Source organism: Bradyrhizobium sp. McL0615 (genome assembly GCF_049993905.1).
In the GTDB taxonomy this organism is placed as follows: Bacteria; Pseudomonadota; Alphaproteobacteria; order Rhizobiales; family Xanthobacteraceae; genus Bradyrhizobium.
In genome coordinates, this window is the sequence record NZ_CP188254.1 from 1,336,087 (window position 1) to 1,359,978 (window position 23,892).

Sequence of the window (23,892 nt, forward strand, 5' to 3'; positions counted from 1 at the left end):
GCATACCCTCATAGCTCGCAAATCTTTGATTTCGGCCGATTGGCGGCCTATAAGGCCGCGCTTCACCCGCATCCCTCCCGGACGAATCCAAGAGACCCTGCATGGCCGGCCATTCCCAGTTCAAGAACATCATGCACCGCAAGGGCAAGCAGGATGCCCAAAAGTCGAAGCTGTTTGGCAAGCTGGCGCGGGAAATCACGGTGGCGGCCAAAATGGGTCAACCCGATCCGGCGATGAACGCCCGGCTGCGCGCGGCGATCATTTCCGCCCGCCAGGAAAACATGTCGAAGGATTCGATCGAGCGCGCCGTGAAGAAGGCCAGCGGCGGTGAGGGCGAGAGTTACGACGAGATTCGCTACGAAGGTTACGGCCCCGGCGGCGTTGCGGTCATCGTCGAGGCGCTGACGGATAATCGCAATCGCGCCGCCTCCGACATCCGCTCCTACTTCACCAAGTCGGGCGGCAATCTCGGCGAAACCGGCTCGGTCGCCTTCATGTTCGACCGCACCGGCATCATCGAATATGACGCCAGCAAAGCCTCCGACGACGCGATGCTGGATGCCGCCATCGAAGCCGGCGCCGACGACGTGATATCAAGCGAAAGCGGCCACGAGATCTACGCCTCGCAGGAAACCTTTCGCGAGGTTGCCAAGGCGCTGGAAGCGAAATTCGGCGAGGCCCGCAAGGCGGCGCTGACCTGGAAGCCGCAGAACACGATCGCAGTCGATGACGAGACCGGTGAGAAGCTGTTGAAGCTGATGGACCTCTTGAACGAGCACGACGACGTCCAGAACGTCTACGCCAATTTCGAGATTTCGGACGCGCTGGTCGCCAAGATGGGCGGGTAGCGGCGACGCGTCGCCGTCGGCCCCATACTCCGCTGTCTTCGCCCGGCTTGACCGGGCGATCCGGTATTCCGGAGGCCGTGGTGATTGTGCCGAGAAGCCGCGGTGTACTGGATCCCCGCCTTCGCGGGGATGACATGCGGGGGCCACGATAGCTCCGGGGCAGGGGATTTCCGTTCTCTTTATGTTTCGTTCACCCGGCTCTGGCGTTATCACTACGCCATGACATCCCCACCGATTCGCCAACCCGTCCGGATCATCGGCATCGACCCCGGTCTGCGCCGCACCGGCTGGGGCGTGATCGAGACCGAGGGCAACCGCCTCATCTTCATCGGCTGCGGCTCGGTCGAGCCGCCAGACGATCAGCCGCTGGCCAGCCGCCTGCTGGCGATCCATGAGGGGCTCGCTGCCGTGCTCGGCGATTTCAGGCCGGCGGAGGCCGCGGTCGAGCAGACTTTTGTGAACAAGGACGGCGTCGCCACGCTGAAACTCGGCCAGGCGAGGGGCGTTGCCATGCTCGGGCCCGCGATGTTCGGCATATCGGTTGCGGAATACGCGCCCAACCAGGTGAAGAAGACCGTGGTCGGCGCTGGTCACGCCGACAAGAACCAGATTGCCGTCATGCTGAAGATCCTGCTGCCGAAAGCCGAGCCGAAATCTGCTGACGCCGCCGACGCGCTGGCGATTGCCATCACGCACGCCCATCATCGCGGAGGCGTAGCGCTGCGGCTGAAGGTCGCCAACCTATGATCGGCAAGCTGAAAGGCCTGATCGATTCCTACGGCGAGGACTATGTGATCCTCGACGTCGGCGGCGTCGGCTATCAGGTGCATTGCTCGTCGCGCACGCTGCAGGCGCTGCCGTCGCCCGGCGAGGCCGCTGTCCTCTCGATCGAGACTTACGTGCGCGAGGACCAGATAAAACTGTTCGGCTTCCGCACCGACACCGAGCGCGAATGGTTTCGCCTGCTGCAGACCGTGCAGGGCGTCGGCGCCAAGGTCGCACTCGCGGTGCTCTCGACGCTGCCGCCGGCCGAACTCGCCAACGCGATTGCGCTGCGCGACAAGGCCGCGGTGTCGCGCACGCCGGGCGTCGGCCCAAAAGTCGCCGAGCGCATCGTCACCGAGTTGAAGGACAAGGCGCCGGCGTTCGCCAATGTCGATCCCACCGTGGTGCATCTTGCCGGCGCAATCGACGATCACCGCGCGCCGCGCCCGGTTTCGGATGCGATCTCCGCGCTGGTCAATCTCGGCTACGGCCAGCCGCAGGCGGCGGCCGCGATCGCCGCGGCCTCGCGCAGTGCCGGCGAGAAGGCCGAGACCGCGCAGCTGATCCGGCTGGGATTGAAGGAATTGTCGAAATGAATGTCGAGACCGTAGGGTGGGCAAAGCGAAGCGTGCCCACCATCTGATATAGGGAGATGGCGGGCACGGCCCAAAGGCCTTTGCCCACCCTACGATCTGACTAAAGGAACGCATTCTCCACCATGCTGAGCAACAAGGACGAGGAACTGATCGCCGCCGCCATCGAAGCCATCACGCTGCGCTATCGCTACGACTGGCAGGAGGTCGGCGCCGCCATGCGCACCCGCGATGACCGGATTGTGACAGGTGTGAGTATCGACGCCTATATCGGCCGGATCGCGGTCTGCGCCGAGGCGATCGCCATCGGCCGCGCCATCACCGAAACCGGCGACCACGGCATTGAAACCATCGTCGCCGTGCGTCACCCCAAGCCCGGCGAGCCCGGCAAGATCGCGGTGGTTTCGCCCTGCGGCATCTGCCGCGAACTGATCCACGACTATGACGCCGGCGCGCGGGTCATCGTCCCCGACAACGGCAAAGCGCCGAAAGTCGTGACCATCGGCGAACTCCTGCCCAACAAATATAAACGGGGCAGCGAGTGAACACGCCCTCCCGCATCGTCACCCCCGAGCGCCGTTCCGACGATGTCGGCGACACCGCGCTGCGTCCGCAATTACTGTCCGAGTTCGTCGGGCAGGCGCAGGCGCGGAAAAACCTCTCGATCTTCATCGAGGCCGCGCGCAAGCGTAACGAGGCGCTGGATCACGTGCTGTTCGTGGGCCCCCCGGGCCTCGGCAAGACCACGCTGGCGCAGATCGTGGCGCGCGAGCTCGGCGTCGGCTTTCGCGCCACTTCGGGTCCCGTCATCGCCAAGGCCGGCGATCTCGCGGCACTGCTCACCAATCTCGAAGAGCGCGACGTGCTGTTCATCGACGAAATCCATCGCCTCAGTCCGGCGGTCGAGGAAGTGCTGTACCCTGCGATGGAGGACTTTCAGCTCGACCTCATTATCGGCGAGGGTCCTGCGGCGCGCTCGGTCAAGATCGACCTGGCAAAATTCACCCTCGTCGGCGCTACCACGCGTGCCGGCCTGTTGACCAATCCGCTGCGCGACCGTTTCGGCATTCCGATCCGCTTGAATTTCTACACCGAGGAAGAGCTGGAGAAGATCGTCACCCGCGGCGCCCGCGTGCTCAATATCGGCATGACGCCTGACGGCGCCAACGAGATCGCGCGCCGCGCCCGCGGCACGCCGCGCATCGCCGGTCGTCTGCTCCGCAGGGTGCGCGACTTTGCCTCTGCCGCCGACGCAAGCTCGGTCGACCGCGCCATCGCCGACCACGCGCTGAGCGCGCTGGAGGTCGATGCCGCCGGCCTCGATGCCATGGACCGGCGCTATCTCACGACGATCGCGCTCAACTACGGTGGCGGGCCGGTCGGCGTCGAGACCATGGCGGCAGCGCTGTCGGAGCCGCGTGACGCCATCGAGGACATCATCGAGCCCTTCCTGATCCAGTGCGGATATCTGCAGCGCACCCCGCGCGGCCGGCTGCTCACCTCGCACGCCTTCCGCCATCTCGGCCTCGCCGAGCCCGCGCGCGATCCGGCGCAGTTCGGCCTGTTCGGGCAAACCGAGGAGGAGTGACCGTGACGGATACGATCGAGATCGTCGCCGCGCTGATCCGCGATGGCGCGGGCCGGGTGCTGCTGGTTCGCAAACGCGGGACGACGGCGTTCATGCAACCGGGCGGCAAGCGCGACTCCGGAGAGGACGACGTCACGGCGTTGGCGCGCGAAATCGACGAGGAACTCGGTTGCCGTCTGGTTCCGGATTCGATCCGGTCTCTCGGCGAGTTTGACGCGATCTCGGCCAATGAGCCCGGCTTCCGTGTGCGCGCCGCGCTCTACGAAGTCGACGTGGCCGGCGAGATCGCGCCGCAAGCCGAGATCGAGGCAATGATGTGGATCGATCCGGCGGCGCCCGCCGACATCGCGCTGGCGCCGCTAACCCGCGACCATGTGTTGCCGCTGGCGTCGCGGACGAGTGTCGCGGGCAACGCCTGAACCGGATCAGCGCCACCCTGCACTAAGGGCAGATGCGCTGGTGGGGCAGAACCGCTGGTGAGAAGCTGCTGGAGCTCTGCTGACCATCTGCACGAGCGCACCGCAATTCGGGCTCAATCCAACACCATGTTTGCGATGCATCACGATTGGATCACATGTTAACTCGCCGTCATTTTCTGCAAGCCATAGGTGGATTGGGCGCGCTCGGCGTTTCAACCACGGCTTACGGGTTCTCTGCCCCGGTCCTGCGGCTTCGCGTCGCGCGGTACCACATCTCACCGCCGCAATGGCCGGCAGGTCTCAAGCTCAGGATCGCCGCGATCGCCGATCTCCACGCCTGCGACCCCTGGATGTCGCTCGATCATGTCCAGGCGATCGTCGAACGCACCAACGCGCTCAAGCCTGACATCGTCGTCATGCTCGGCGACTATGTGGCCGGGCATCGCAAGGTGACGCGCATCATTCCCGATGCCGAGTGGGCGGCCGTGCTTGCCGGCCTGAAGGCGCCGCTCGGCGTGCATGCGGTGCTTGGCAATCACGACTGGTGGGAAGACAAGGAAGTGCAGCACCAGGGGCAGGGATTGCCGTCCGCCGGCCGCGCGCTGGAGAATGTCGGAATCCCGGTTTACGAAAACGACGCCCGGAAACTCAGCAAGAACGGCCATTCGTTCTGGCTCGCCGGTCTCGGCGACCAGCTCGCCTATGTGCCGGCGCGCCGCTTCCGGCCACTCAAGCGGATCGGCGTCGACGACCTCGGCGCGACGCTTGCGAAGGTCACCGACGATGCCCCCGTCGTTCTGATGGCGCACGAGCCCGACATAGCGCGGCGCGTGCCTTCGCGCGTCGCGCTGCAGCTCTCCGGCCATACCCATGGCGGCCAGGTGCGGATGCTGGGCTGGTCGCCGATCTCGCCGTCCGGGCAGCAACTCGCCTATGGCCACATCAAGATGAATTGCGACGTCGTGGTCTCCGGCGGCCTCGGCTGCAGCATCATGCCGTTCCGCCTCGGCATCCCCCCGGAAATCGTGCTGGTGACGCTGGGCGCGCCGCGGCCGGCGGTGGCGTAGCGGCACCTCGCTGCGCTTGCGTGCCGGCCTGATTTTGCGCAAAAGCAAGGCTTTCCAGCGCGATCAGGAACCGCAAGTGACATCACCTATTCTCGACGGCGAGATCCGCGACGGCCGCCATCATATGCAGATCCGCGTCTATTACGAGGACACCGATTTTTCCGGCATCGTCTATCACGCCAACTACCTGCGCTTCATGGAGCGCGGTCGCACCAACCATCTGCGGCTGATGGGCGCGTCACAGCATGCGTTGTTCGAACAGGCGCAGGAGGAGATGCCGGGCTTTGCCTTCGTGGTGCGCTCGATGCATCTCGACTTCATGCGCCCCGCGCGGATGGACGACGTGCTCGATGTGGTGACGTGGCCCGTCGCCGTGAAGGGCGCTTCGATCACGCTGGCGCAGGAGGTGCGACGCGGTGATGAGGTGCTGGTCAAGGCCGAGGTGCGCGTCGCTTTCATCAGTGAGGGCAGGGCGAAGCCGATCCCGAAATCGCTGCGGCTGCTGATGAAGGCCGACCTGGGCCCGGATTGATTCTTAAGCATTGACTCTTTGTACCGATCGGTACAATCTCCGGCTATCCCCAATCCCGGAGAAATGCCATGTCACGTCCGCCGCTGCCGCCCTTCACCCGCGAAACCGCCGCCCAGAAGGCGCGCATGGCGGAAGACGCCTGGAATTCGCGCGATCCGGTCAAGGTGTCGCTGGCCTATACCGAGGACAGTCAGTGGCGTAATCGCTCCGAATTCTTTCAAGGCCGCGAGGCGATCGTCGCATTCCTCACCCGCAAATGGGTGAAGGAGCATGACTATCGCCTGATCAAGGATCTCTGGGCGTTCGACCAGAACCGCATCGCGGTGCGTTTCCAGTATGAATGGCACGACGATGCCGGGCAGTGGCATCGCTCATATGGCAACGAGCAGTGGGAGTTCGACGAACACGGCCTGATGCGGCGGCGCGAGGCCAGCATCAACGATATCGCCATCAGGGAAAGCGAACGCCGCTTCCACTGGCGGGCCCCGGGGCCGCGTCCGGCTGATGTTGCGGGGTTGGGCGAGAACCCGCTGTGACGCGATGCTGAAGAAGGGCGTCGAGCGCAGGGAAGTGTTGCGCGCGCTCGGTGAGGTGTTCCGCACGCATGGCTACGAGGGCGCTTCGCTGACGCTGATTACGGAGGCCACCGGGCTCGGCAAAGGCAGCCTTTATCACCTCTTCCCCGGAGGCAAGGAGCAGATGGCTGCCGAGGTGCTGGCCGACATCGACGGCTGGTTCGAACTCAACATCTACGCGCCGTTGCGCGACGCCTCCGATCCCGCGCGCGCGATCGCCGCGATGATTGCGGGCGTCGACCAGTATTTTCATTCCGGCGATCGCGTCTGTCTGGTCGGGCTGGTGGCACTCAGTTCTGCGCGGGACACGTTTGCCGAAGCCGTCGATGATTATTTTGCGCGCTGGCAGGTCGCGCTGGCGCAGCTGTTGCGGCGATCCGGATTGAGCGGGAGCCTGGCGCAGCGGCGCGCGGAAGATGCGCTGCTGACCATTCAGGGCGCGCTGGTGCTGGCCCGGGCGCGCAACGATCCCGGGATCTTTCGCCGGGCGCTGAGCGATCTGACGGCGCGGTTGCTGGCGCCGTCAGACTGACGGCGGCTAGAACGACGTCGTCCCTGCGAAAGCAGGGACCCATACGCCGCGGCCCTTCGAGTTGTTCGCGGTGAGCGACGACTGCCCTTACTCACGAACGCCGGTGGCTATGGGTCCCCGCGTTCGCGGGGACGACGTGTTGAGAGACTAGCGCTTACGCCGCCGCCTTGTGTCGCGCGAGTTCGGCCTTGTACATTTCGAACTCCTCAGCGGCCGCCTTCGCGATGCTGGGGCGGGTGCGCAGCCGCTCGTAATAGGCTTTTACGGTCGGCCATTTCGCCAGCTCGATCGGCGGCGTCGCCATCGTCCAGTTGATGATGGTGACGAGATAGGCATCCGCCACGCTGAAGTGATCGAGCAGGAATTCGCGGCCCTTTAGGTAGTTTTCGAGATAGTCGAGCCGCGACAGATTCTTGGTCAGCGCATAGGTCTTCGCGTCCTGCGGCGCCGTTTTGTCGAGCAGCGGCACGAACAGCGCCTTGTGCAGTTCGGTGCCGATGAAGCACAGCCATTGATGCAGGCGGCTGCGCTCCTCGGCCGAGGCCGCGGAAATACCGGCGTTTGGAAAACGGTCGGCGACATATTGCAGGATCGCCGCGTTCTCCGTCAGCACGGTGCCGTCATCGGTGCGCAGCGTCGGCACCAGGCCGAGCGGGTTGACGGCCCGAAAATCCGAGCCGTCCTTCTGCACCACCTTTGTCTTGGGATCGACTTCGAGATAGTTGGCCTCAGCGCCGGCTTCATACAGCGCAATCCGTGTCGCCAGCGAGCAGGCGAGCGGCGAGAAATACAGATCCATGGGTTGCCTCCTTGGCGGTTGATCAATCGGGCCGGCCTTGGGCGGGCGGGATTGATTTTTATACTGTTCCGCATAATATAAACGCGGTCAAGGAATTTTTTGCGAAATGGTACAAAAAAGTAAAAAGCCGCCCGTGACGAAGATCGACGATCCCGTGGCGCCCAAGCGCCGGGGCCGGCCGCGCGCCTATGAGCCGGAAGTGGCGCTGGGCAAGGCGCTCGACCTGTTCCGCAAGGATGGCTTCGCCGCGACGTCGCTCGACGATCTCTCCGCCGCCACCGGCATGAACCGGCCAAGCCTCTACGGCGCGTTCGGCGACAAGCGCGAGCTGTTTATCAAGAGCTACCGCCGCTATCGCGACGACGCGCGTAACGCGATGGGCGACATCTTCCGCAACGAGCTGCCGGTCCGAAAGCGCCTGGAACGGATCTATGCGGTGGCGCTCGATATCTATCTGTCCGGCGAATCCGGTCCGCGCGGCTGCTTCACGGTGATGACCGCGGCCTCCGAGGCGGTACACGATCCCGATATCCGCGCCATGGTGCTCGAAGGTTTTGTCGAACTCGACAGGGCCTTTGCGGCCTGTTTCCGGGTGGCCAAAGAGAAGGGCGAATTGCCCGAGAGCGCCGATCCCGTCGTGCTGGCCCAGCTCGCCTCCGCCACCATCCACACCATCGCCATTCGCGCCCGCGCCCAGACGCCGCGCAAGGAATTGGAGGCGATCGTCAAGGGCGCGCTCGATGTGATGCTGGGGGCGGCAAAATAACGTCTGTGTCGTCCCTGCGAACGCAGGGACCCATACCGCGTGATCTCTCAATGGGGTGCGGTCGCAGACGCTCTGCCAATTGCCGCTGTTGCTTGTTGAAGCGAAGTTATCGCGCAGTGTGCCCGTCATACCGGCCGCGGCGTATGGGTCCCTGCGTTCGCAGGGACGACGATCTTTTCGTGGCCCGTGTCGGTTTCCGGTTTCTTCGCTCAACAAAATTATCTAGTGCGCTGCACTCAATGTCGGGCGCTGATTACGAAGCCACAAGACAGCGCCCGCGGCGGCGAGCATCAGCAGCACCGAAAACCAGTTGAGCGGCTGCCAACCCCACCGATCCTGCAAAAAGCCCGCCATGAAACTCGACGTGGCGGTGGTGCTGAACACCAGGAGGTCGTTGAGGGCCTGGGTCTTGCCGCGCTCGTTCGGACGGTAGCACGTCGTCACCAGCGTGGTGGCGCCGACGAACAGAAAATTCCAGCCGACGCCGTTGACGGTCAGCGCAATCCGGAAATTCCATTCGGTCAGGCCTGACAGCGCCGCGACCACGCCTGTCAGCATCAGCGCAACGCCGCAGGCCATCACCGTCGTGGCGCCGAACCGGTTGATCAGGTTGCCGGTGAAGAACGATGGCACGAACATGCCCAGCACATGCATGAAGATGACCCAATGGGCTGCCGCATGCGGAAATCCGCAGGCGACGATGGCCAGCGGCGACGCGCTCATGATGAAGGACATCGTGCCGAACGCCAGCATGCCGGCCATCGCTGATGCGATGAAGCGCGGCTGGCTCGCAATCTCGAGCAGCGGCCGCGGCGGCACGGCAATTTCGGCCGCGCTCGGGGTCGAAGCCGCCGGCGTGACCGATGGGAAGCTGATGAAAGACATGATCGTAAAAACGATGACGTGCAGGACGAGAATGGCGGCGTAGGTGGCGACGTAAAGCGGCATCGTCAGATTGTGCGTCACGCGCACGAGGCTGGGCCCGATCACGGCGGCGGCGACGCCGCCGGCGGTTACCCATGAAATCGCCTTGGCGCGATATTGTATTGGCACCAGTTCCGCCGCGGCGAAGCGGTACATCTGCAGGCAAGCGACCGCGTAGCCGAGGATCAGTCCGCCGCCGCACATGACGAGGAAGTTGGCGGTGTACAGCCCGATGCACATGACGGTGGCGCCCGCCATGCCGAACAGCGAGCCGACGCGGAAGCCGATGCTCCGGCCGATGCGTTGCATCAGCAGCGCTGCCGGAAACACCCAGATCATCACGCCGAGATGCTGCATCGTGACCGGCAGGTTGGCGAACTCGGGACGATGATAGAAGGTGATGACGGACAGTCCCGTCGCCGCAAACATCATGGTGTTGCAGGATTGGCCGACGGCCTGGCAGCAGGTGAGCAGCAGGAGATTGCGGCGGGTGCGCCGGTCCAGCCCCGGTTCCGGATCGGCTTCCGGCTTAAGCCCGGATTCTGGATTCAGCGCATCCATTGTTGTTCTTGCCCAATCGCTCTCGGGATGTCGCGCGATGCAGGGTGCGTCGGGCGGCGCATGACGTTGTCGAGGAAAAATGTCTGCGGCTCAAGGAAAAAGAGGAATATTTTTGCTGCCTAGGCCTGCGTGAAAGGCATAACACTCTCTCCGGCGTTGATGGGTCGCTCAAATCGCGTAAGTTCGCCATGATGTTCGCGCCGGAATGCCGGCCCAAAAGCATGAAAAAGCAGGACGGGGGACAGCGATGGCCGATGATCTCAAATTCACGGTCCAGCGCCCGCCGGCCTATGGCGAGTTAACGGATGTCCTGCCCGGGTTGTTCTGGGTGAGGCTGCCGATGCCGAATGCGCCCAATCACGTCAATTGTTGGCTGCTCGACAACGGCCCGGGCTGGACGATGGTCGATTGCGGCTTCAACACCGACGACACGTTCGAGCTGTGGGACAAGCTATGGCGCGGATTGCTGCGCAGCCGTCCCCTGCAGAACCTCGTCTTCACGCATGCGCATCTCGATCATTTCGGCCTTGCAAGCTTTTTTGTGAAGGAAACGAAAGCCACGGTGCGTCTGCCGTTGGCCGAATGGCTCAACGCGTGGAAGGTGTGGCATGAGCGCGAGGAGGGGCCGGACGAGCAATTTGCCACCTTTATGAAACGCAATGGCGCCTCCGATGATGATGCAGCGAGAATCATGGGTGCCCAGCGTCCCTCAAAATATCTCGGCCTGCGGCCGCCGCGCGAATTCATTCGCATCCGTGACGGCGATGTTGTGACGATGGGAAAGCGTGAGTGGCGCGTGATCACCGCCGGTGGCCATTCGGTCGAACACGCGCTGTTCTATTGCGAACGCGACAAGATCCTGATCGCGGGCGATCAGGTGCTATCGCACATGACGCCCTCGGTGATCACGCCGGCAGCGCAGCCGGAGGCCAATCCCATGAAGGAATATCTGGATTCGCTGGCGCGGCTCGAGACGCTGCCTCCGGATATACTGGTGCTGCCGTCGCACGGCCTGCCGTTTCGCGGGCTTCATGACCGCATCGCGCAACTGCGCGAGCACCATCAGGCACGGCTCGACGACGTGGCCTCCGTCATCACGGGTAAGACCAGTGCATTTGTGATTGCCCAGGAGGTGTTCCCGCGAGTCCTGTATGCCAATCCACGCCAGGCGTTCGGCGAGTCGCTCGCGCATCTGAACATGCTGGCCTCGCTCGAGCGGCTGACGCGCGATGTCGACGCCGATGGCGCGATCACGTTTGCGCCGGCGTGATTACCCAACCTGATCTTCCCAAGGCGCCGGTCGGCCTGTTTCGCTCCAAAGGCTGGCAGGTCGCCATGATCGGGCTGGGCACGGCCACGGCGCAACTCGATACATCGGTAAATATCGCCTTCCCGTCCATCACCCGCGGGTTCGATCTCGCCATCGCCGACATCCAGTGGGTCGTCATTTGCTACGTGCTGACCTATGCCAGCCTGTTGCTGGCGCTCGGGCGGGTCGGCGACACCGTCGGTCATGCGATCGTTTTCCGGATCGGCCTGGTCTGGAGCGCGGCGGCGCTGCTGCTCGTCGGCTGTTCGCCCAGCTACGGCGCGATGCTGGTGTTTCGCTGCCTGCAGGGCGTCGGCGCGGCGCTGGTGCTGAGCTGCGGCGTGGCGCTGGTGACATCGCTCTATGGCGAGGAACGGCGCAGCCGGGCGCTCGGCGTCTACACCATGATGATGGCGTTCGGATTGATGCTGGGTCCGCTGCTCGGCGGTGCCTTGACGGCGATCTGGAACTGGCCTGCGGTGTTCTGGTTCCGAATTCCCATCGCGGTCGCGGCGTTGCTGCTGTTGCGCGGCCTGCCGGTATCGTTGCCGCACCGGGCAGGCGATCGCCTTGACATAGTGGGCGGCATCGCGCTGATTTTGGGCCTCGTGACGATGCTGTTGGCGCTCAACCGCCTTCGCGAATTTTCCGCCGTCTGGTTTGCACTTCTGTCCGTCGCGGCTTTCGCCGCCTTTGCCGTCCGCGAGTCGCGCGCGGCGCATCCGATCATCGCTGTCAAAATTCTCAGGCTACCGGGTTTTGCGTTGCTCAACCTCGTCAGCGTGCTGGCCAATCTCGCGGCCTTCTCGGTCTGGCTGCTGGTGCCCTATTTTCTGGCGCGCGTCCCCGGCTATGCGCTGGCCTGGAACGGCGCGATCCTGGCCGCGGCCGCGGCGGGGGCGGTGCTGGCCGCGCCGATCGCCGGCCGTCTCGTCGGGCGAACCATTTCAGCCGAGCGGATGGCGATATTGGGTATCGTAACGATCGGCGCCGGTCTCGTTCTTATTAGCGCGTGGACAGAAGAAACCCCGACCGCCTTGCGGGTCGCCGGGCTCGTGGTGCAGGGCGTCGGCCTCGGCCTGTTCCAGCTTGCCTATTCGGATATCGTCACGGCCGCGCTGCCGCTCAGAGATCGCGGCGTCGCCGGCAGTCTAGTCCTTTTGACGCGAACGCTGGGCACGGTGACCGCCGCTTCGATTGTGCTGATGCTGTTCGAAATCCTGCAACAGGACCACAGCTTCCTTGAAGCCTTCCAACAGACCTTCCAGCTTGCAGCTTTGCTCGCGTTTGTCGCCGCGGGACTATTGGCATTTTCATCCAGTAGGACTGTAGCCTCCTAATATCCCCGTCCGCGGTCCACCACATTCTCCAGCCCGCCGCCGGCCTCGAAGCGTGCGATCTGCTCCGCCACGTATTTCGATATTTCGTCGGCATCGGTATCGGCGGCGTTGTGCGGGGTCAGCACCATCTTTGGGTGGGTCCAGAATGCGCTGTCCACGGGCAGCGGCTCGGTGGCGTAGACGTCGAGCGAGGCGCCGCCCAGCGTGCCGTCGTCCAGGCTTTGCAGAATGTCGGCTTCGTTCTGCAGGCCGCCGCGGCCGGCATTGATCAGCACCGGCGCGCCGAGCGGACTGCTGCGATTCAGTTTCTCAAACAGCGCGCGGTTAAGAACATGGCGTGTCTCCGGCGTCAGCGGCAGCAGGCAGACCAGGATGTCGGTGCGCCGCAGGAACGCGTCGAACTGCGCCTCGCCGTGAAAGCAATCGATGCCGTCGATCGTCTTCGGGCTGCGGCTCCAGCCGGCGACGCGAAAGCCGAGGCGCTTGAGCGCGTCGGCCGCGTCGGCCCCCAGCGCGCCCAGCCCCATGACGCCGACCGAGATCGCGCCCGCCGCCCATTGCAATTTCGGCGCCCAGCGCCTGGCGCGCTGCGACTCCCGCAGGTAAAGTTCCTGCCGGTGGTGCATCAGCACATGCAGCACGACGTATTCCGTCATCCGCACGGTGAGGTCGGTGACGGCCACGCGCACCAGCGGCACGTCGGGCAGGGAGCGGTCCGCCATCAGCGCATCGACACCGGCGCCCAGATTGAAGATGACGCGCAGATTGGGGAAGGCGGCAAGCTCGCCCGGCTGCGGCTTCCACACCGCGGCGTAATGCACCTCGGCCGGATCTAGCGAGGCATCCGGCAGCAGCCGCACGGCGCGGTCCGGGCAGACGCCCTCGAACCGGCCTTTCCAGCGCTGTGACGACCAGTTGTCAGTCCCGCCATGCACCAGGATGGCGAGCGCCCCTTTGTTCACTGTCATTCCCTCGGCCGTTCCTTTTCGCAGCGCGCCGCAGCGTGACACCCGTCACATAATCGATCGAGCCGCCTCTCTATCCTGCTTTCATTCAACAAGGGAGGCCTCGGATGCGCAAATTGCTTTTGATTGCCGCTTCAGCTCTTGCCTCAGTCTCCGCACAGGCCGACGAAAGCCGCGATCTGGTGCTGGCCGCCAACGAGGCCTCCCGGTCGAACACTCGCCGCGAGACCGACGAGGAAAAGGCACTCCGGATCGCCGCGCAGTATGGCATCTCCAGGTGATACTGGCTTCGATCATCGCGGCGGTGGTGGTTTCGCTGGCGCTTTGCTGGCGAAACCGTCACCGTGGCACCGGCATCAGGCTCGAGACGTTCAGGACAAGGATGAAGATCATCTTTCTGGTCCTCGCCGTGTGCGGCCTTTGTTCCAAGGCGGTCGTCCACACCTTCCGACATTTCAATCCGCCACCGCCTCCGATCATCGGTCCCTGACCACGCGGAACACTTCAAAATTTATTCCACCCACCTGTCGGCAGCAGGCATAATCGTTCGTCATTATGACAACGGAGATGCCAGTCCTCATGCTTTACGCCATTCTTTGCTATCACGACGAAGACGCCGTCGGCTCCTGGACCAAGGAACAGGACGCTGCGGTCATGCAAAAGCTTTCCGTCGTGCAGGACAAGCTCACCAAACAAGGCCGGCTCGGCCCGGTCGCCCGGCTGTTGCCGACAACGGCGGCGACCACGCTGCGCAAGGAAGATCCGCCGCTGGTGCTGGACGGCCCGTTTGCCGAAACCAAGGAACAGCTGCTCGGCTTCTATGTCGTCGATTGCAAGAACCTCGACGAGGCGCTGGACGTCGCGCGCGATCTCGGCAAGGCCAATCCCGGCGGCGCTTATGAAATCCGCCCCGTCGGTCATTTCACGCCCGGAGGCGTCAAGCCGTGACCGATACCGCCTGGATCGATGGCGCGCTGACCTCGGCTCGCCCCCAGGCGGTAGGTGCGTTGCTGCGCTATTTCCGCAATCTCGACACCGCCGAGGAGGCGTTCCAGAACGCCTGTCTCCGTGCGCTGAAGAGCTGGCCGCAGAACGGCCCGCCGCGCGATCCCGCGGCGTGGCTGATCATGGTCGGCCGCAATGTCGCGATCGACGATATCCGGCGGAGCAAGAAGCAGGAGGCGTTGCCCGAGGACGAGGCGATTTCCGACCTCGATGACGCCGAGGAGCAGCTTGCCGAGCGGCTCGACGGCTCGCATTACCGCGACGACATTTTGCGGCTGCTGTTCATCTGCTGCCATCCGGACCTGCCGGCGACCCAGCAGATCGCGCTCGCGCTGCGCATCGTCTCAGGCCTGACGGTCAAGCAGATCGCGCGCGCCTTCCTGGTTTCGGAAGCCGCGATGGAGCAGCGTATCACGCGGGCAAAGGCAAAGGTCGCCGACGCCAGCGTGCCGTTCGAGACGCCGGGTGCGGTGGAGCGCTCCGAACGGCTCACCTCCGTCGCCGCCATGATCTATCTGATTTTTAATGAGGGCTATTCGGCCTCGGGCGATACCGCCGAGATTCGCAGCCCCTTGTGCGAGGAGGCGATTCGCCTGGCGCGGCTGTTGCTGCGGCTGTTCCAGAGCGAACCCGAGATCATGGGGCTGACCGCGCTGCTGCTGATCCAGCATGCGCGGGCTGCGGCCCGCTTCGACGCCGATGGCGTGGTGATCCTGCTCGACGACCAGGATCGTTCCAAATGGAACAAGTCCCTCATTGCCGAGGGGCTGGCGCTGATCGACAAGGCGATGCGTCATCGCCGCAGCGGGCCCTATCAGGTTCAGGCCGCGATCGCCGCGCTGCATGCCCGCGCCGAAACCCCTGCGGATACCGACTGGACCCAGATCGACCTGCTCTATGGCGCGCTCGAGATCATGCAGCCGTCGCCGGTGGTGACGCTGAACCGCGCCGTTGCCGTCTCCAAGGTGAAGGGACCACAGGCTGGGCTCGACATGATCGAGCCGCTGGCGCAACGGCTGTCGAACTATTTTCACTTCTTCGGCGTGCGCGGCGCCTTCCTGATGCAGCTCGGCCGCAATGACGAAGCCCGCACCGCCTTCGACCGCGCCATCGCGCTGGCGAACACCTCGGCCGAAGCCGCCCACATCCGCATGCACCTCGACCGCCTGCAGCGCGACAGCCAACCACGCGGTAAAAAAGCGGGGAAGTAGTTTCCCTTCCTTCTCCCCCTGTGGGAGAAGGTGGCGTGCGAAGCGCGCCGGATGAGGGGTTCTCTCCGCGGACACAGACCCCTCATCCGTCTCGAATGAGCTGACGCTCATTCGATCCACCTTCTCCCACAAGGGGAGAAGGGAAGAATCGCGTCATCGAAAATTTCGCTCCCCGCTGTCGGCTTCCGCCCACTTCGTTCGTCTTGAAAACGAGCAGCCATTCAAAGACGACACGGAGCGCATCATGACCGTCATCGCCGAGACCCTTCCGGCCTCTAAATTCGCACGCTGGACCGGCCGCATCCTCTCTGGCCTCGTCATCGTGTTCCTGATGATCGACGGCGCCATCAAGCTGGTGCCGTGGCCGATCGTCACCGAGACCATGGACCGAATGGGCTATGGTTCGAGTGAAACGATGGCGCGGAGCCTCGGCCTCATCACCATCGTCTGCACCGTGCTCTATTCGATTCCGCCGACTTCGATCCTCGGCGCGATCCTGCTCACCGGCTATCTCGGCGGCGCCATGGCCTCGCATGTGCGGATCGGCAGTCCTCTATTCACGCACACCTTGTTCGGGCTTTATCTCGGCCTGATGGTGTGGGGCGGACTGTGGCTGCGCGACCGGAATTTGCAAACCTTGATCCCGTTTCGCCGTTGATCAGCAGCAACCTTTTGTGGGAGCCAGACATGCTTGAAGTCCTTGTCGTCATCGCCGTCATTTTGGCGATTGCCATCGCCGCTGTTCTCATTCTCGCCGCGACCAAGCCGGATACGCTGCGCGTGCAGCGCTCGGTCAGCATCAAGGCGCCGCCGGAACGGATCTTTCCGCTGATATCAGACTTTCATCAGTGGCTGACCTGGTCGCCCTACGAGCGGAAGGATCCGGCGATGAAGCGCACCTATGGCGGTGCGGAGCGCGGCAAGGGCGCGGTCTATGCCTGGGAGGGCGACAAGAATGTCGGTTCCGGCCGCATGGAGATTCTCGAAGCCTCCCCGTCGCAGAAGGTCGTCATCAAGCTCGATTTCTTCACGCCGTTCGAGGGCCACAACACCGCCGAATTCACAATGCTGCCGCAGGGCGATGGCACCCATGTTACATGGGTGATGCATGGTCCCGCACGCTTCGTGACCAGACTGATCCAAATCTTCATGAATCTGGACAACATGATCGGAAAGGATTTCGAAGCCGGTCTCGCCAATCTGAAGACGATCACCGAGAAATAACCCTTCACTCCAATTCCAGTTACCCAAGGAGCCAGCGATGCAGGTCAATCCCTATCTGTTCTACAACGGCAATTGCGCGGAAGCGCTGAAGTACTATCAAAAGGTGCTGGGTGCGCAGATCGAGGCGACGATGCCGTATGGCGACGGGCCCCCCGATATGCCGGTCCCGGCGGACTGGAAGACCAAGATCATGCACTCGCGCATCACCATCGACGGCGAGGTGCTGATGGCCTCCGACGCCACACCCGGCGATTACCATCCGCCGCAGGGCTTTTCCGTCGCGCTTGCGGTCGAGGATCCCGCCGATGCCGAGCGCCGCTTCAACGCGCTCGCCGAGGGCGGCACGGTGCGGATGCCGTTCAGCAAGACCTTCTTCTCCAACGGCTTCGGCATGTGCGTCGACAAGTTCGGCATTCCCTGGATGGTGAATTGCCCGAAGGAAGATATGTGAGTTCAAACGTAGGGTGGGCAAAGCGACAGCGTGCCCACCATGCTTGCCGTAGCGAAGATGGTGGGCACGGCGCGAAGTGCGCCTTTGCCCACCCTACAACATCTCACCTGCACCGCGGATAGATCGCGGCGAGCTCCCGCCCGCGCAACAGCAATAGCCGCGACGTCAATCCGCCGCGGCGAGCGATCCATTCCCGCACCGGTGCCGGATAGGCTGCCTCCACATCGCGCGAGGCCTCCGGCTCCGCATACATCCGGCCGCGGCGGTCGATCGAACGCGCGGCGTGAAATCCCAGCACCGCGCGACGGGTCACGCAGATCCGCTCCTCCGGCACCATCATCAGCACCAGCGTGCAGGCCGACAGGCACGGCCCGTCGATCACCACCCGCTCGCCGGATTGGCGCACCCGGTCGAACAGTTCGAGAAACGGTCCGACCTGTCCGCCCGGGCTCGCCAGAATGCGAATCTCGGCCCGCGCAGGCAGGATCGCCGCGAACAGCGCGGCGGCGGCAACGACCAGGTTGATGACCGCCATTCGCATGCACGGCTCCTTCGTCAGACGAACTGCCCTTCGGCCCAGTTACACTGAGATATGTGGCAAGGTTTCGTCAATCCTCCGCGCCGGAGACCCAGTCGCTTGCCGCGCAGCAGTGAAGATGAGGTAATGGGCCAAGACGCAATGGGCAAGGAGCAGGCCACGCACAATGGCCCGATCGCGCTCACTTGGTCGCAAGGAGCGGAAGCAGCAGGAGAGCAGCGCGGTGACAGCAGCCCTCAGGCGACGAACTGCCGAGCCCAGAGCAGGAAACCAATCTTGCAGGGATCGGATGCGAGTTCTCCATACTCTCTGCCCAACACTCCAGCTGCGTAGATAAGGCCCAGCACGACGGCCATCAGTATTGCCGGTTCCGCAAGAGAGTGAAGCCACGCGGCAGCGCGCTGCAGCGGCGTGAGTTTGGGAAACCGGTGAATTTTCCCATCAGGCGCAATGAGGTCAAATGCCTCGATAACGCGAAGCGATTGAGGTGCTCTTGCCGGCAACATGGGACATCCTCTCGTCCGATCTTCACCCCCTTGGCCTGCCACTAATTTAGCATTGCGTATTTTGCTTTGATATTCGCCACCCACGGCAAGCTACGCGATGTTTCGACGCATCACGGCCGGCTTCGACGAATGATGCGAACGACTAGGCTTGTAACACCGGGCTGCGCGCCTGCCACTCGAACAGGTTATGAATTATTCCGAGCGCAATCTCGCGCTCCCCCATGATGATGAGGTTGGCGCCGAGCGACCTCAGATGCTCGACTTCGGCATCTGAATGAGCACGCGCGATAATCTGGATTCCCGGATTGGCGGCGCGAGCCTGCTGCACGATCTGCCCTGCTTCAAATGCTTCCGGTATGGCAATCAGCAGATATCGCGCGCCGCCGAGATTGGCGGATTTCAGGACATCGGAACGTGCGGCATTCCCAACGATGGTCTCGAAGTTACCCTCGCGCAGCTTTGCAATGACATTGTCCGCATCCTCGATAATGAGGAACGGCTGACTGCTCTTGTTCAAGGCATCCGCAACAATGCTGCCGACGCGGCCATGGCCGACAAGTATTGTATGACCTGTCAAACGCGTAGCCTCGGGCGCGGCGGATAATTTCGCGGGCGTGGTAACCTGTGCTGCCGTTGCGTCGGAGCCGCGATCGGGCAGTCGCTCAAGGCGTCGGGACAACCAATCGACCGCGGCGAAGATCAGCGGATTGAGCATGATCGAGAGGATTGCGCCGGCCAGAATGAGGTCGCGTCCTGCCGTCGGCAGCAGGTTCAGCTTCACGCCAAGTTCAGCCAGAATGAACGAGAATTCCCCGATCTGGGCGAGGCTGGCCGAGATTGTTAAGGCCGTTCCGACCGGATGGCGAAAGGCGAGCACAATCAGGAACGCGGCCACCGATTTTCCGACGATGATGATGAAGAGCGTGGCGAGCAACGGCCACGGCTCGCGCAATACGCTCGCCGGATCGAACAACATGCCCACCGAGACAAAGAACAGCACGGCAAAGGCATCGCGCAATGGCAATGTTTCGTGGGCCGCGCGTTGGCTTAGTGCACTTTCGCTGAGAATCATTCCGGCGAAAAACGCGCCGAGTGCGAGGGAAACGCCGAACAGCTTCGCCGATCCGAATGCCACCGTGAGGGCGATTGCCAGAACGGCGAGGCGGAACAACTCCCGTGAGCCGGTGTGGGCGATGTAATGAAGTATCCAGGGAATGACACGCCGTCCCACAATCAGCATGATGCCAACGAAAACGCCGACTTTTGCAACGGTGAGCGCCAGCACTCCGCCAAGGCCCATCCCGAGCCAGGACGCCAGGGGGTCCGCGATGAGGTTATTGCTGTTCGCGCCCTGCACGCCAGCCAAGGCCGGAAGCAGGACGAGCGCGAGCACCATTGCGAGGTCTTCCACGATCAACCAGCCGACGGCTATGCGGCCTCGCTCCGTCTCCATCAGCCGGCGCTCCTGCATGGCCCGGAGCAGCACCACGGTGCTTGCGACCGACAAGGCAAGTCCAAAGACGAGACCGGCGCCGATGGTCCATCCCATCAACAGCGCGAGACCCAGTCCCATCAGGCTGGCGACAATGATTTGAACGACGGCACCGGGCAGCGCTATCGCGCGCACAGACAGAAGATCGTTGAGGGAAAAATGAAGCCCAACGCCAAACATCAATAGAATGACGCCTATCTCGGCCAATTCGGTCGCCAGTCCCTGATCTGCGACGTAGCCCGGCGTAAAGGGGCCGACCACGACACCCGCCAGGAGGTAGCCAACGAGTGGTGGAATTCGAAGGCGCTGGGCAACTGCGCCAAACACAAATGCGAGTCCGAGGCCGGCGACGATGGTGGCGATGAGAGGCGTATCGTGCTGCATTCCTGATTCCGTGCGGTTCCAATTCCCCGCACTTTGCCATGGCCGCGCTTCGAAGCCCTGCGACCAAGTGAGGCGGGAGGATGCTCAATGATCAAGCGGCAGCACTTTTGTGCGCAAACTGCCTCGCATTCCCTGCGTCAATCAGGCTGTGGTTCCGCGTTGACGAGTCCTTGATTGGATTTCGTCAAGCGTCCGTGCTGGAGACTCCGGCTTCGGTGAATGTTGCCATCCCGGCGTGGCAGGCGAGCGCGGCGCGCGCCAGCAGGATCGCAACCCCCGCGCCTGACGCTTCGCCAAGCCGCATGTCGAGGTCGAGCAGCGGAACCAGTTTCAGTTCACGCAACAGATCGCGGTGGCCGGCTTCGGCCGAGACGTGCCCGGCGCGACAATGATCGAGCGCGCCGGCACCGAGGCGCGCGAGCGGCAGCACTGACGATGTCGCCACGAAACCGTCGAGCAGCACGGGGATGTTATGCCGCCGTGCGGCGAGCACGGCGCCGGCGATCGCCGCGAGTTCGCGGCCGCCGAGTGCTGCCGCCACCGCCAACGGGTCGCCCAGAATATTGCGATGGAAATTCAACGCGGCCTCGATCACCGCGCGCTTGCGCGCCAGCCCGTCATCATCGACGCCGGTGCCGCGGCCGGCCCAGCGCGCCGCGCCGCCGCCAAGCAGAGCCGCGCACAGCGTTGCCGCCGCCGTCGTGTTCGCGATGCCCATCTCGCCGATCGCGAGCAGATCGCAATCGCCGGGCACGGTGCGATATCCGGCGTCGACCGCTTCGAGATATTCGTCCACGCTCATCGCCGGGGCTTCGGTGAAATCGCGTGTCGGCCGGTCGAGTTCGATCGGCACAACGCGAAGCTCGGCGCCGGCGGTCTTTGCGATCTGGTTGATGGCCGCGCCGCCTCCGGCAAAATTCGCCACCATCTGCCCGGTGACGGCCGGCGGATAGGCCGAGACGCCGCGCGAAGCGACGCCGTGATTGCCGGCGAACACGGCGATGGTGACCCGCTCCAGCCGTGGCATCTCGCGGCCCTGCCATTGCGCCAGCCAGATCGCGATCTCTTCGAGACGGCCGAGGCTGCCTGGCGGCTTTGTCAGATTCTGCTGCCGCCGCGCGGCCATATCAGCGAATCGCCGGTCCCCTCCGGGCAGGTCGCGACAGAAGGCGCGGATGTCGTCTAGACTGGAGAACTGCATGCGATTCTCTTAGTCGTTCTTTTGAAGCAGGCAAGCGAGCGTTGGCACGCTAAAGCGATTCTCCGGACACCGCCATGAATGAATGGTTCGACGACTTCAAAACCGCGGTTGCGTTCCTGACGCGGCTGCCGATGCCGCATCCTGACGGGGCGATGCCGCAGAATTTCGTGCGCGCGCACCGGATGTTTCCGGTGGTCGGCGCGCTGATCGGCGCCATCGTGGGATTGCTGTGTCTCGGCTTGCGATTCGTCGGCGTGCCCGATCTGGCCGCCGCAGCGCTGGCGCTGGGCGCGAGCGCGATCCTGACCGGCGCGCTGCATGAGGACGGCCTTGCCGACGTTGCCGACGGATTCGGCGGCGGCCGTACGCTCGAATCGAAACTTGAGATCATGCGCGACAGCCGGCTCGGTACCTATGGCGCCATGATTCTGTTGGTGAGTTTTGCCGCGAAACTGTCGGCGCTGGCGGCAATCCCCGACGGCTATGTCATCCCGAGCCTGATCGCCGCGCACGCGCTGGGGCGCGGCGTCTTGCCCGCGATGTCGTTGAACCTCCCTTATACGCGCAAGGATGGCTTGGCGCGCAATGCCGGCCAGCCCGATGCGGCGACGGCGACCGTTGCCGGCGGGCTGGCGCTGCTGATCGCGCTGTTGTCGCTGTCATGGAGCAACGCGTTGTTCGCGGCGGTGCTGGCGGGGTTGAGCGGACTCGGGATTGCGTGGCTGGCGCTGCGGCAGATCGGCGGCCAGACCGGCGACGTGCTCGGCGGCGCCGAACAGGTCGCCGAGACCGCGATCCTTGTCCTGCTCGCCGCAAGGCTGGCGCAGCCATGAAACGGCTGGCGCAGCCATGAACGCCCCGACAAATCTCTGGCTGATCCGCCACGCGCCGGTCGACGGGCCGCGTGGGGTGATTCACGGACCCGACGCGCCGGCCGATCTCGGCGATGCCGCAGCCTTCGCCGCGCTGAAGGCGAGACTTCCGAGAGGCGCGTTGGCGGTGTGCAGCCCGGCGCGCCGCACGCGGGAGACCGCCGAGAGACTGGGGCTCGTTACGGTCGAACAGGCCGCCTTTCGCGAACAGGATTTTGGTGCGTGGACCGGACGGCGCCACAACGAACTCGAACACGAACTCGGCCCGGCCTATCGTGAATTCTGGAAATCGGCCGCCAGCAACCGGCCGCCCGGCGGTGAAAGTTTCGTCGACCAGATCGCGCGCGCCAGTGCCGGGCTCGCGTTGCTGCCCGCGGGCGAGGCGATCCTCGTCGTGCATTCCGGCACCATCCGCGCCGTGCTCGCCATCGCGCTCGATCTTGCGCCCGACAACGCGCTGCGTTTCGTGATCGATCCGCTGTCGCTGACGCGTGTCGATCGGCTGGAGAACGGCTGGCGCGTCGTTGCGGTGAATACGCGCTAAGGATTAATGACGCAAATCCAGTGCGGCAACACGGTTGATATCGGCGAGCCGCCGGTCGGCATTTCCGTCAAAATCCAGGCCGGCCACCGCATCGAGCAAACGTCGGTAGGCGCGGTCCGCGACCGCGACGGGCAAAGGTTCCTCGTCGAAGGCATCAATGTAGCTGCCGACGATACCCGTCAGCAGCCGGCACATGGCGCGCTGCCCGGGGTCGCCGTTGCCGAGATCGTCCAGTTTTTGCTGAAAGGTGCGGAAGGTCCGCAAGCCGTGGTGCTGTTGCGAAAGCCACGTATGCAAGTCGTTCATAAGAGCCTCTTCAAGTCATGAGAAGAAGCTGCCGACTTATACAGTCGCAGGCGCCGGCGGACAAATGCTGTTTCTGCAGATGTCCGCTGCCAATTATGCAGGCGCCCGATCGCAGACCGCTTAGGCCGTCCTGTTCTTGATGGCGCCGACGATCGCGGTGAGAACCGCACCGGCGACGCCGCCACCGGCGATCTGCCCGACGATGCTGCCGATATCGGGCGTCGATGCGCTATTGGCCAGCAGCGGAAGCAGCATGCCGAGAAGCTGGCCTCCGGCACCGCCGCCGATGGCGCCCGCGAGGGTATTTCCAAGCGTGCCGAGATCGATGTTCTTGGCCGCGCCGCCTGCGACATTGCCGCCGATGGCGCCGCTGACGATCTGGATGATCAGGTTGATGAGCATTCCCGACATGACACGTCACTCCCGAGGATCCAGTGTGAAGTTTTTTGGTACGGGCAGGGCGCCGGACCATCGCCGCCCGGCACAACCTAAGCGTTTGAGACGAGAAGGTCACGCTGCGCCAGCGAAAGACGGCTTGACGGCGCTCGATTATTTGATATCATAATAATATCTAA

The 23,892-nt window shown here is 63.8% G+C and carries 31 protein-coding genes; 22 read left to right on the forward strand and 9 right to left on the reverse strand.

The window, feature by feature from the left end:
• Positions 1-101: 101 nt before the first annotated feature.
• The 10 genes from ACPPVP_RS06260 (at position 102) to ACPPVP_RS06305 (ending at position 6,919) form a co-directional block, all read left to right on the forward strand.
• Positions 102-848 carry a YebC/PmpR family DNA-binding transcriptional regulator gene (locus tag ACPPVP_RS06260; RefSeq protein WP_426532296.1) on the forward strand — a complete coding sequence of 249 codons (747 nt, stop codon included), beginning with the start codon at positions 102-104 and terminating at the stop codon, positions 846-848.
• A gap of 219 nt (positions 849-1,067) precedes the next feature.
• Positions 1,068-1,595 (forward strand): crossover junction endodeoxyribonuclease RuvC, encoded by a 528-nt coding sequence (gene ruvC / locus ACPPVP_RS06265; RefSeq protein WP_426532298.1) that lies wholly within the window; start codon positions 1,068-1,070, stop codon positions 1,593-1,595.
• Positions 1,592-2,209 carry a Holliday junction branch migration protein RuvA gene (gene ruvA / locus ACPPVP_RS06270; protein WP_426532300.1) on the forward strand — a complete coding sequence of 206 codons (618 nt, stop codon included), beginning with the start codon at positions 1,592-1,594 and terminating at the stop codon, positions 2,207-2,209. The genes ruvC and ruvA overlap by 4 nt, the downstream gene beginning before the upstream one ends.
• A gap of 122 nt (positions 2,210-2,331) precedes the next feature.
• Entirely contained in the window at positions 2,332-2,751 is a 420-nt protein-coding gene (locus tag ACPPVP_RS06275) for a cytidine deaminase (protein WP_426532302.1), read from the forward strand.
• Positions 2,748-3,794: a Holliday junction branch migration DNA helicase RuvB gene (gene ruvB, locus ACPPVP_RS06280; protein ID WP_426532304.1), complete on the forward strand. Its 1,047-nt coding sequence runs from the start codon at positions 2,748-2,750 to the stop codon at positions 3,792-3,794. The genes ACPPVP_RS06275 and ruvB overlap by 4 nt, the downstream gene beginning before the upstream one ends.
• Before the next feature lie 2 nt (positions 3,795-3,796).
• On the forward strand, positions 3,797-4,213 hold the full coding sequence (locus ACPPVP_RS06285; protein WP_426532306.1) for an NUDIX hydrolase: 417 nt from the start codon (positions 3,797-3,799) through the stop codon (positions 4,211-4,213).
• Between the two features lie 155 nt (positions 4,214-4,368).
• Positions 4,369-5,280 carry a metallophosphoesterase gene (locus ACPPVP_RS06290; protein ID WP_426532308.1) on the forward strand — a complete coding sequence of 304 codons (912 nt, stop codon included), beginning with the start codon at positions 4,369-4,371 and terminating at the stop codon, positions 5,278-5,280.
• Between the two features lie 76 nt (positions 5,281-5,356).
• Positions 5,357-5,812 carry a tol-pal system-associated acyl-CoA thioesterase gene (gene ybgC / locus ACPPVP_RS06295; RefSeq protein ID WP_426532310.1) on the forward strand — a complete coding sequence of 152 codons (456 nt, stop codon included), beginning with the start codon at positions 5,357-5,359 and terminating at the stop codon, positions 5,810-5,812.
• Positions 5,813-5,880: 68 nt separating this feature from the next.
• Positions 5,881-6,348 carry a DUF1348 family protein gene (locus ACPPVP_RS06300; protein ID WP_426532312.1) on the forward strand — a complete coding sequence of 156 codons (468 nt, stop codon included), beginning with the start codon at positions 5,881-5,883 and terminating at the stop codon, positions 6,346-6,348.
• A 4-nt stretch (positions 6,349-6,352) separates the two neighbouring features.
• The gene (locus ACPPVP_RS06305) at positions 6,353-6,919 is read left to right on the forward strand and encodes a TetR/AcrR family transcriptional regulator (protein ID WP_426532314.1); all 567 of its coding nucleotides are present in this window, start codon (positions 6,353-6,355) and stop codon (positions 6,917-6,919) included.
• Between the two features lie 154 nt (positions 6,920-7,073).
• On the opposite strand, the gene ACPPVP_RS06310 is transcribed toward ACPPVP_RS06305, so the two are convergent.
• Positions 7,074-7,718, reverse strand: a complete 645-nt coding sequence (locus tag ACPPVP_RS06310) for a glutathione binding-like protein (protein WP_426532316.1) — start codon at positions 7,716-7,718, stop codon at positions 7,074-7,076.
• Between the two features lie 106 nt (positions 7,719-7,824).
• Here ACPPVP_RS06310 and ACPPVP_RS06315 point away from each other — a divergent pair, with 106 nt between their 5' ends.
• Positions 7,825-8,484 carry a TetR/AcrR family transcriptional regulator gene (locus ACPPVP_RS06315; RefSeq protein ID WP_426532318.1) on the forward strand — a complete coding sequence of 220 codons (660 nt, stop codon included), beginning with the start codon at positions 7,825-7,827 and terminating at the stop codon, positions 8,482-8,484.
• Between the two features lie 222 nt (positions 8,485-8,706).
• Here the strand turns inward: ACPPVP_RS06315 and ACPPVP_RS06320 are convergent, their stop codons facing one another.
• Positions 8,707-9,969 carry an MFS transporter gene (locus ACPPVP_RS06320; protein ID WP_426532320.1) on the reverse strand — a complete coding sequence of 421 codons (1,263 nt, stop codon included), beginning with the start codon at positions 9,967-9,969 and terminating at the stop codon, positions 8,707-8,709.
• Between the two features lie 247 nt (positions 9,970-10,216).
• Here ACPPVP_RS06320 and ACPPVP_RS06325 point away from each other — a divergent pair, with 247 nt between their 5' ends.
• Together ACPPVP_RS06325 and ACPPVP_RS06330 are read left to right on the forward strand one after the other, a co-directional pair.
• Positions 10,217-11,239, forward strand: a complete 1,023-nt coding sequence (locus ACPPVP_RS06325) for an MBL fold metallo-hydrolase (protein WP_426532322.1) — start codon at positions 10,217-10,219, stop codon at positions 11,237-11,239.
• The gene (locus ACPPVP_RS06330; RefSeq protein WP_426532324.1) at positions 11,236-12,618 is read left to right on the forward strand and encodes an MFS transporter; all 1,383 of its coding nucleotides are present in this window, start codon (positions 11,236-11,238) and stop codon (positions 12,616-12,618) included. The genes ACPPVP_RS06325 and ACPPVP_RS06330 overlap by 4 nt, the downstream gene beginning before the upstream one ends.
• Here ACPPVP_RS06330 and ACPPVP_RS06335 read toward each other — a convergent pair.
• Positions 12,615-13,580 carry a 2-hydroxyacid dehydrogenase gene (locus ACPPVP_RS06335; RefSeq protein ID WP_426537697.1) on the reverse strand — a complete coding sequence of 322 codons (966 nt, stop codon included), beginning with the start codon at positions 13,578-13,580 and terminating at the stop codon, positions 12,615-12,617. The genes ACPPVP_RS06330 and ACPPVP_RS06335 overlap by 4 nt on opposite strands.
• 110 nt (positions 13,581-13,690) lie before the next feature.
• Here ACPPVP_RS06335 and ACPPVP_RS06340 point away from each other — a divergent pair, with 110 nt between their 5' ends.
• From ACPPVP_RS06340 to ACPPVP_RS06370, 7 genes are all read left to right on the forward strand, one after another.
• Positions 13,691-13,864 (forward strand): hypothetical protein, encoded by a 174-nt coding sequence (locus tag ACPPVP_RS06340; protein ID WP_426532326.1) that lies wholly within the window; start codon positions 13,691-13,693, stop codon positions 13,862-13,864.
• Positions 13,861-14,073 carry a hypothetical protein gene (locus ACPPVP_RS06345; RefSeq protein ID WP_426532328.1) on the forward strand — a complete coding sequence of 71 codons (213 nt, stop codon included), beginning with the start codon at positions 13,861-13,863 and terminating at the stop codon, positions 14,071-14,073. The genes ACPPVP_RS06340 and ACPPVP_RS06345 overlap by 4 nt, the downstream gene beginning before the upstream one ends.
• Before the next feature lie 89 nt (positions 14,074-14,162).
• Complete coding sequence (locus tag ACPPVP_RS06350) at positions 14,163-14,531, forward strand: YciI family protein (RefSeq protein WP_426532330.1); 369 nt, start codon at positions 14,163-14,165, stop codon at positions 14,529-14,531.
• Complete coding sequence (locus ACPPVP_RS06355) at positions 14,528-15,799, forward strand: RNA polymerase sigma factor (RefSeq protein ID WP_426532332.1); 1,272 nt, start codon at positions 14,528-14,530, stop codon at positions 15,797-15,799. The genes ACPPVP_RS06350 and ACPPVP_RS06355 overlap by 4 nt, the downstream gene beginning before the upstream one ends.
• A 244-nt stretch (positions 15,800-16,043) precedes the next feature.
• Positions 16,044-16,457, forward strand: a complete 414-nt coding sequence (locus tag ACPPVP_RS06360; RefSeq protein WP_426532334.1) for a DoxX family protein — start codon at positions 16,044-16,046, stop codon at positions 16,455-16,457.
• 29 nt (positions 16,458-16,486) lie between these two features.
• Positions 16,487-17,023, forward strand: a complete 537-nt coding sequence (locus ACPPVP_RS06365) for an SRPBCC family protein (protein ID WP_426532336.1) — start codon at positions 16,487-16,489, stop codon at positions 17,021-17,023.
• Positions 17,024-17,060: 37 nt separating this feature from the next.
• On the forward strand, positions 17,061-17,474 hold the full coding sequence (locus tag ACPPVP_RS06370) for a VOC family protein (protein ID WP_426532338.1): 414 nt from the start codon (positions 17,061-17,063) through the stop codon (positions 17,472-17,474).
• 103 nt (positions 17,475-17,577) lie between these two features.
• Here ACPPVP_RS06370 and ACPPVP_RS06375 read toward each other — a convergent pair whose 3' ends face one another.
• From ACPPVP_RS06375 to cobT, 4 genes are all read right to left on the reverse strand, one after another.
• Complete coding sequence (locus ACPPVP_RS06375) at positions 17,578-18,015, reverse strand: hypothetical protein (RefSeq protein WP_426532340.1); 438 nt, start codon at positions 18,013-18,015, stop codon at positions 17,578-17,580.
• A 233-nt stretch (positions 18,016-18,248) separates the two neighbouring features.
• Positions 18,249-18,518: a hypothetical protein gene (locus tag ACPPVP_RS06380; protein ID WP_426532342.1), complete on the reverse strand. Its 270-nt coding sequence runs from the start codon at positions 18,516-18,518 to the stop codon at positions 18,249-18,251.
• Between the two features lie 142 nt (positions 18,519-18,660).
• Positions 18,661-20,394, reverse strand: a complete 1,734-nt coding sequence (gene ybaL, locus ACPPVP_RS06385; protein WP_426532344.1) for a YbaL family putative K(+) efflux transporter — start codon at positions 20,392-20,394, stop codon at positions 18,661-18,663.
• Positions 20,395-20,578: 184 nt separating this feature from the next.
• A complete protein-coding gene (cobT, locus tag ACPPVP_RS06390) occupies positions 20,579-21,595 on the reverse strand; it encodes a nicotinate-nucleotide--dimethylbenzimidazole phosphoribosyltransferase (protein ID WP_426532346.1) in 1,017 nt (338 codons plus the stop codon).
• 74 nt (positions 21,596-21,669) lie between these two features.
• Here cobT and cobS point away from each other — a divergent pair, with 74 nt between their 5' ends.
• Together cobS and ACPPVP_RS06400 are read left to right on the forward strand one after the other, a co-directional pair.
• A complete protein-coding gene (cobS, locus tag ACPPVP_RS06395) occupies positions 21,670-22,428 on the forward strand; it encodes an adenosylcobinamide-GDP ribazoletransferase (protein ID WP_426532348.1) in 759 nt (252 codons plus the stop codon).
• A 16-nt stretch (positions 22,429-22,444) separates the two neighbouring features.
• On the forward strand, positions 22,445-23,011 hold the full coding sequence (locus ACPPVP_RS06400; RefSeq protein WP_426532350.1) for a histidine phosphatase family protein: 567 nt from the start codon (positions 22,445-22,447) through the stop codon (positions 23,009-23,011).
• Between the two features lie 3 nt (positions 23,012-23,014).
• Here ACPPVP_RS06400 and ACPPVP_RS06405 read toward each other — a convergent pair whose 3' ends face one another.
• Both ACPPVP_RS06405 and ACPPVP_RS06410 read right to left on the reverse strand, forming a co-directional pair.
• Positions 23,015-23,317, reverse strand: coding sequence for a hypothetical protein (locus ACPPVP_RS06405; protein ID WP_426532352.1), 303 nt, complete (start codon positions 23,315-23,317; stop codon positions 23,015-23,017).
• Positions 23,318-23,437: 120 nt separating this feature from the next.
• A complete protein-coding gene (locus tag ACPPVP_RS06410; protein WP_426532354.1) occupies positions 23,438-23,728 on the reverse strand; it encodes a hypothetical protein in 291 nt (96 codons plus the stop codon).
• Positions 23,729-23,892: the final 164 nt, after the last annotated feature.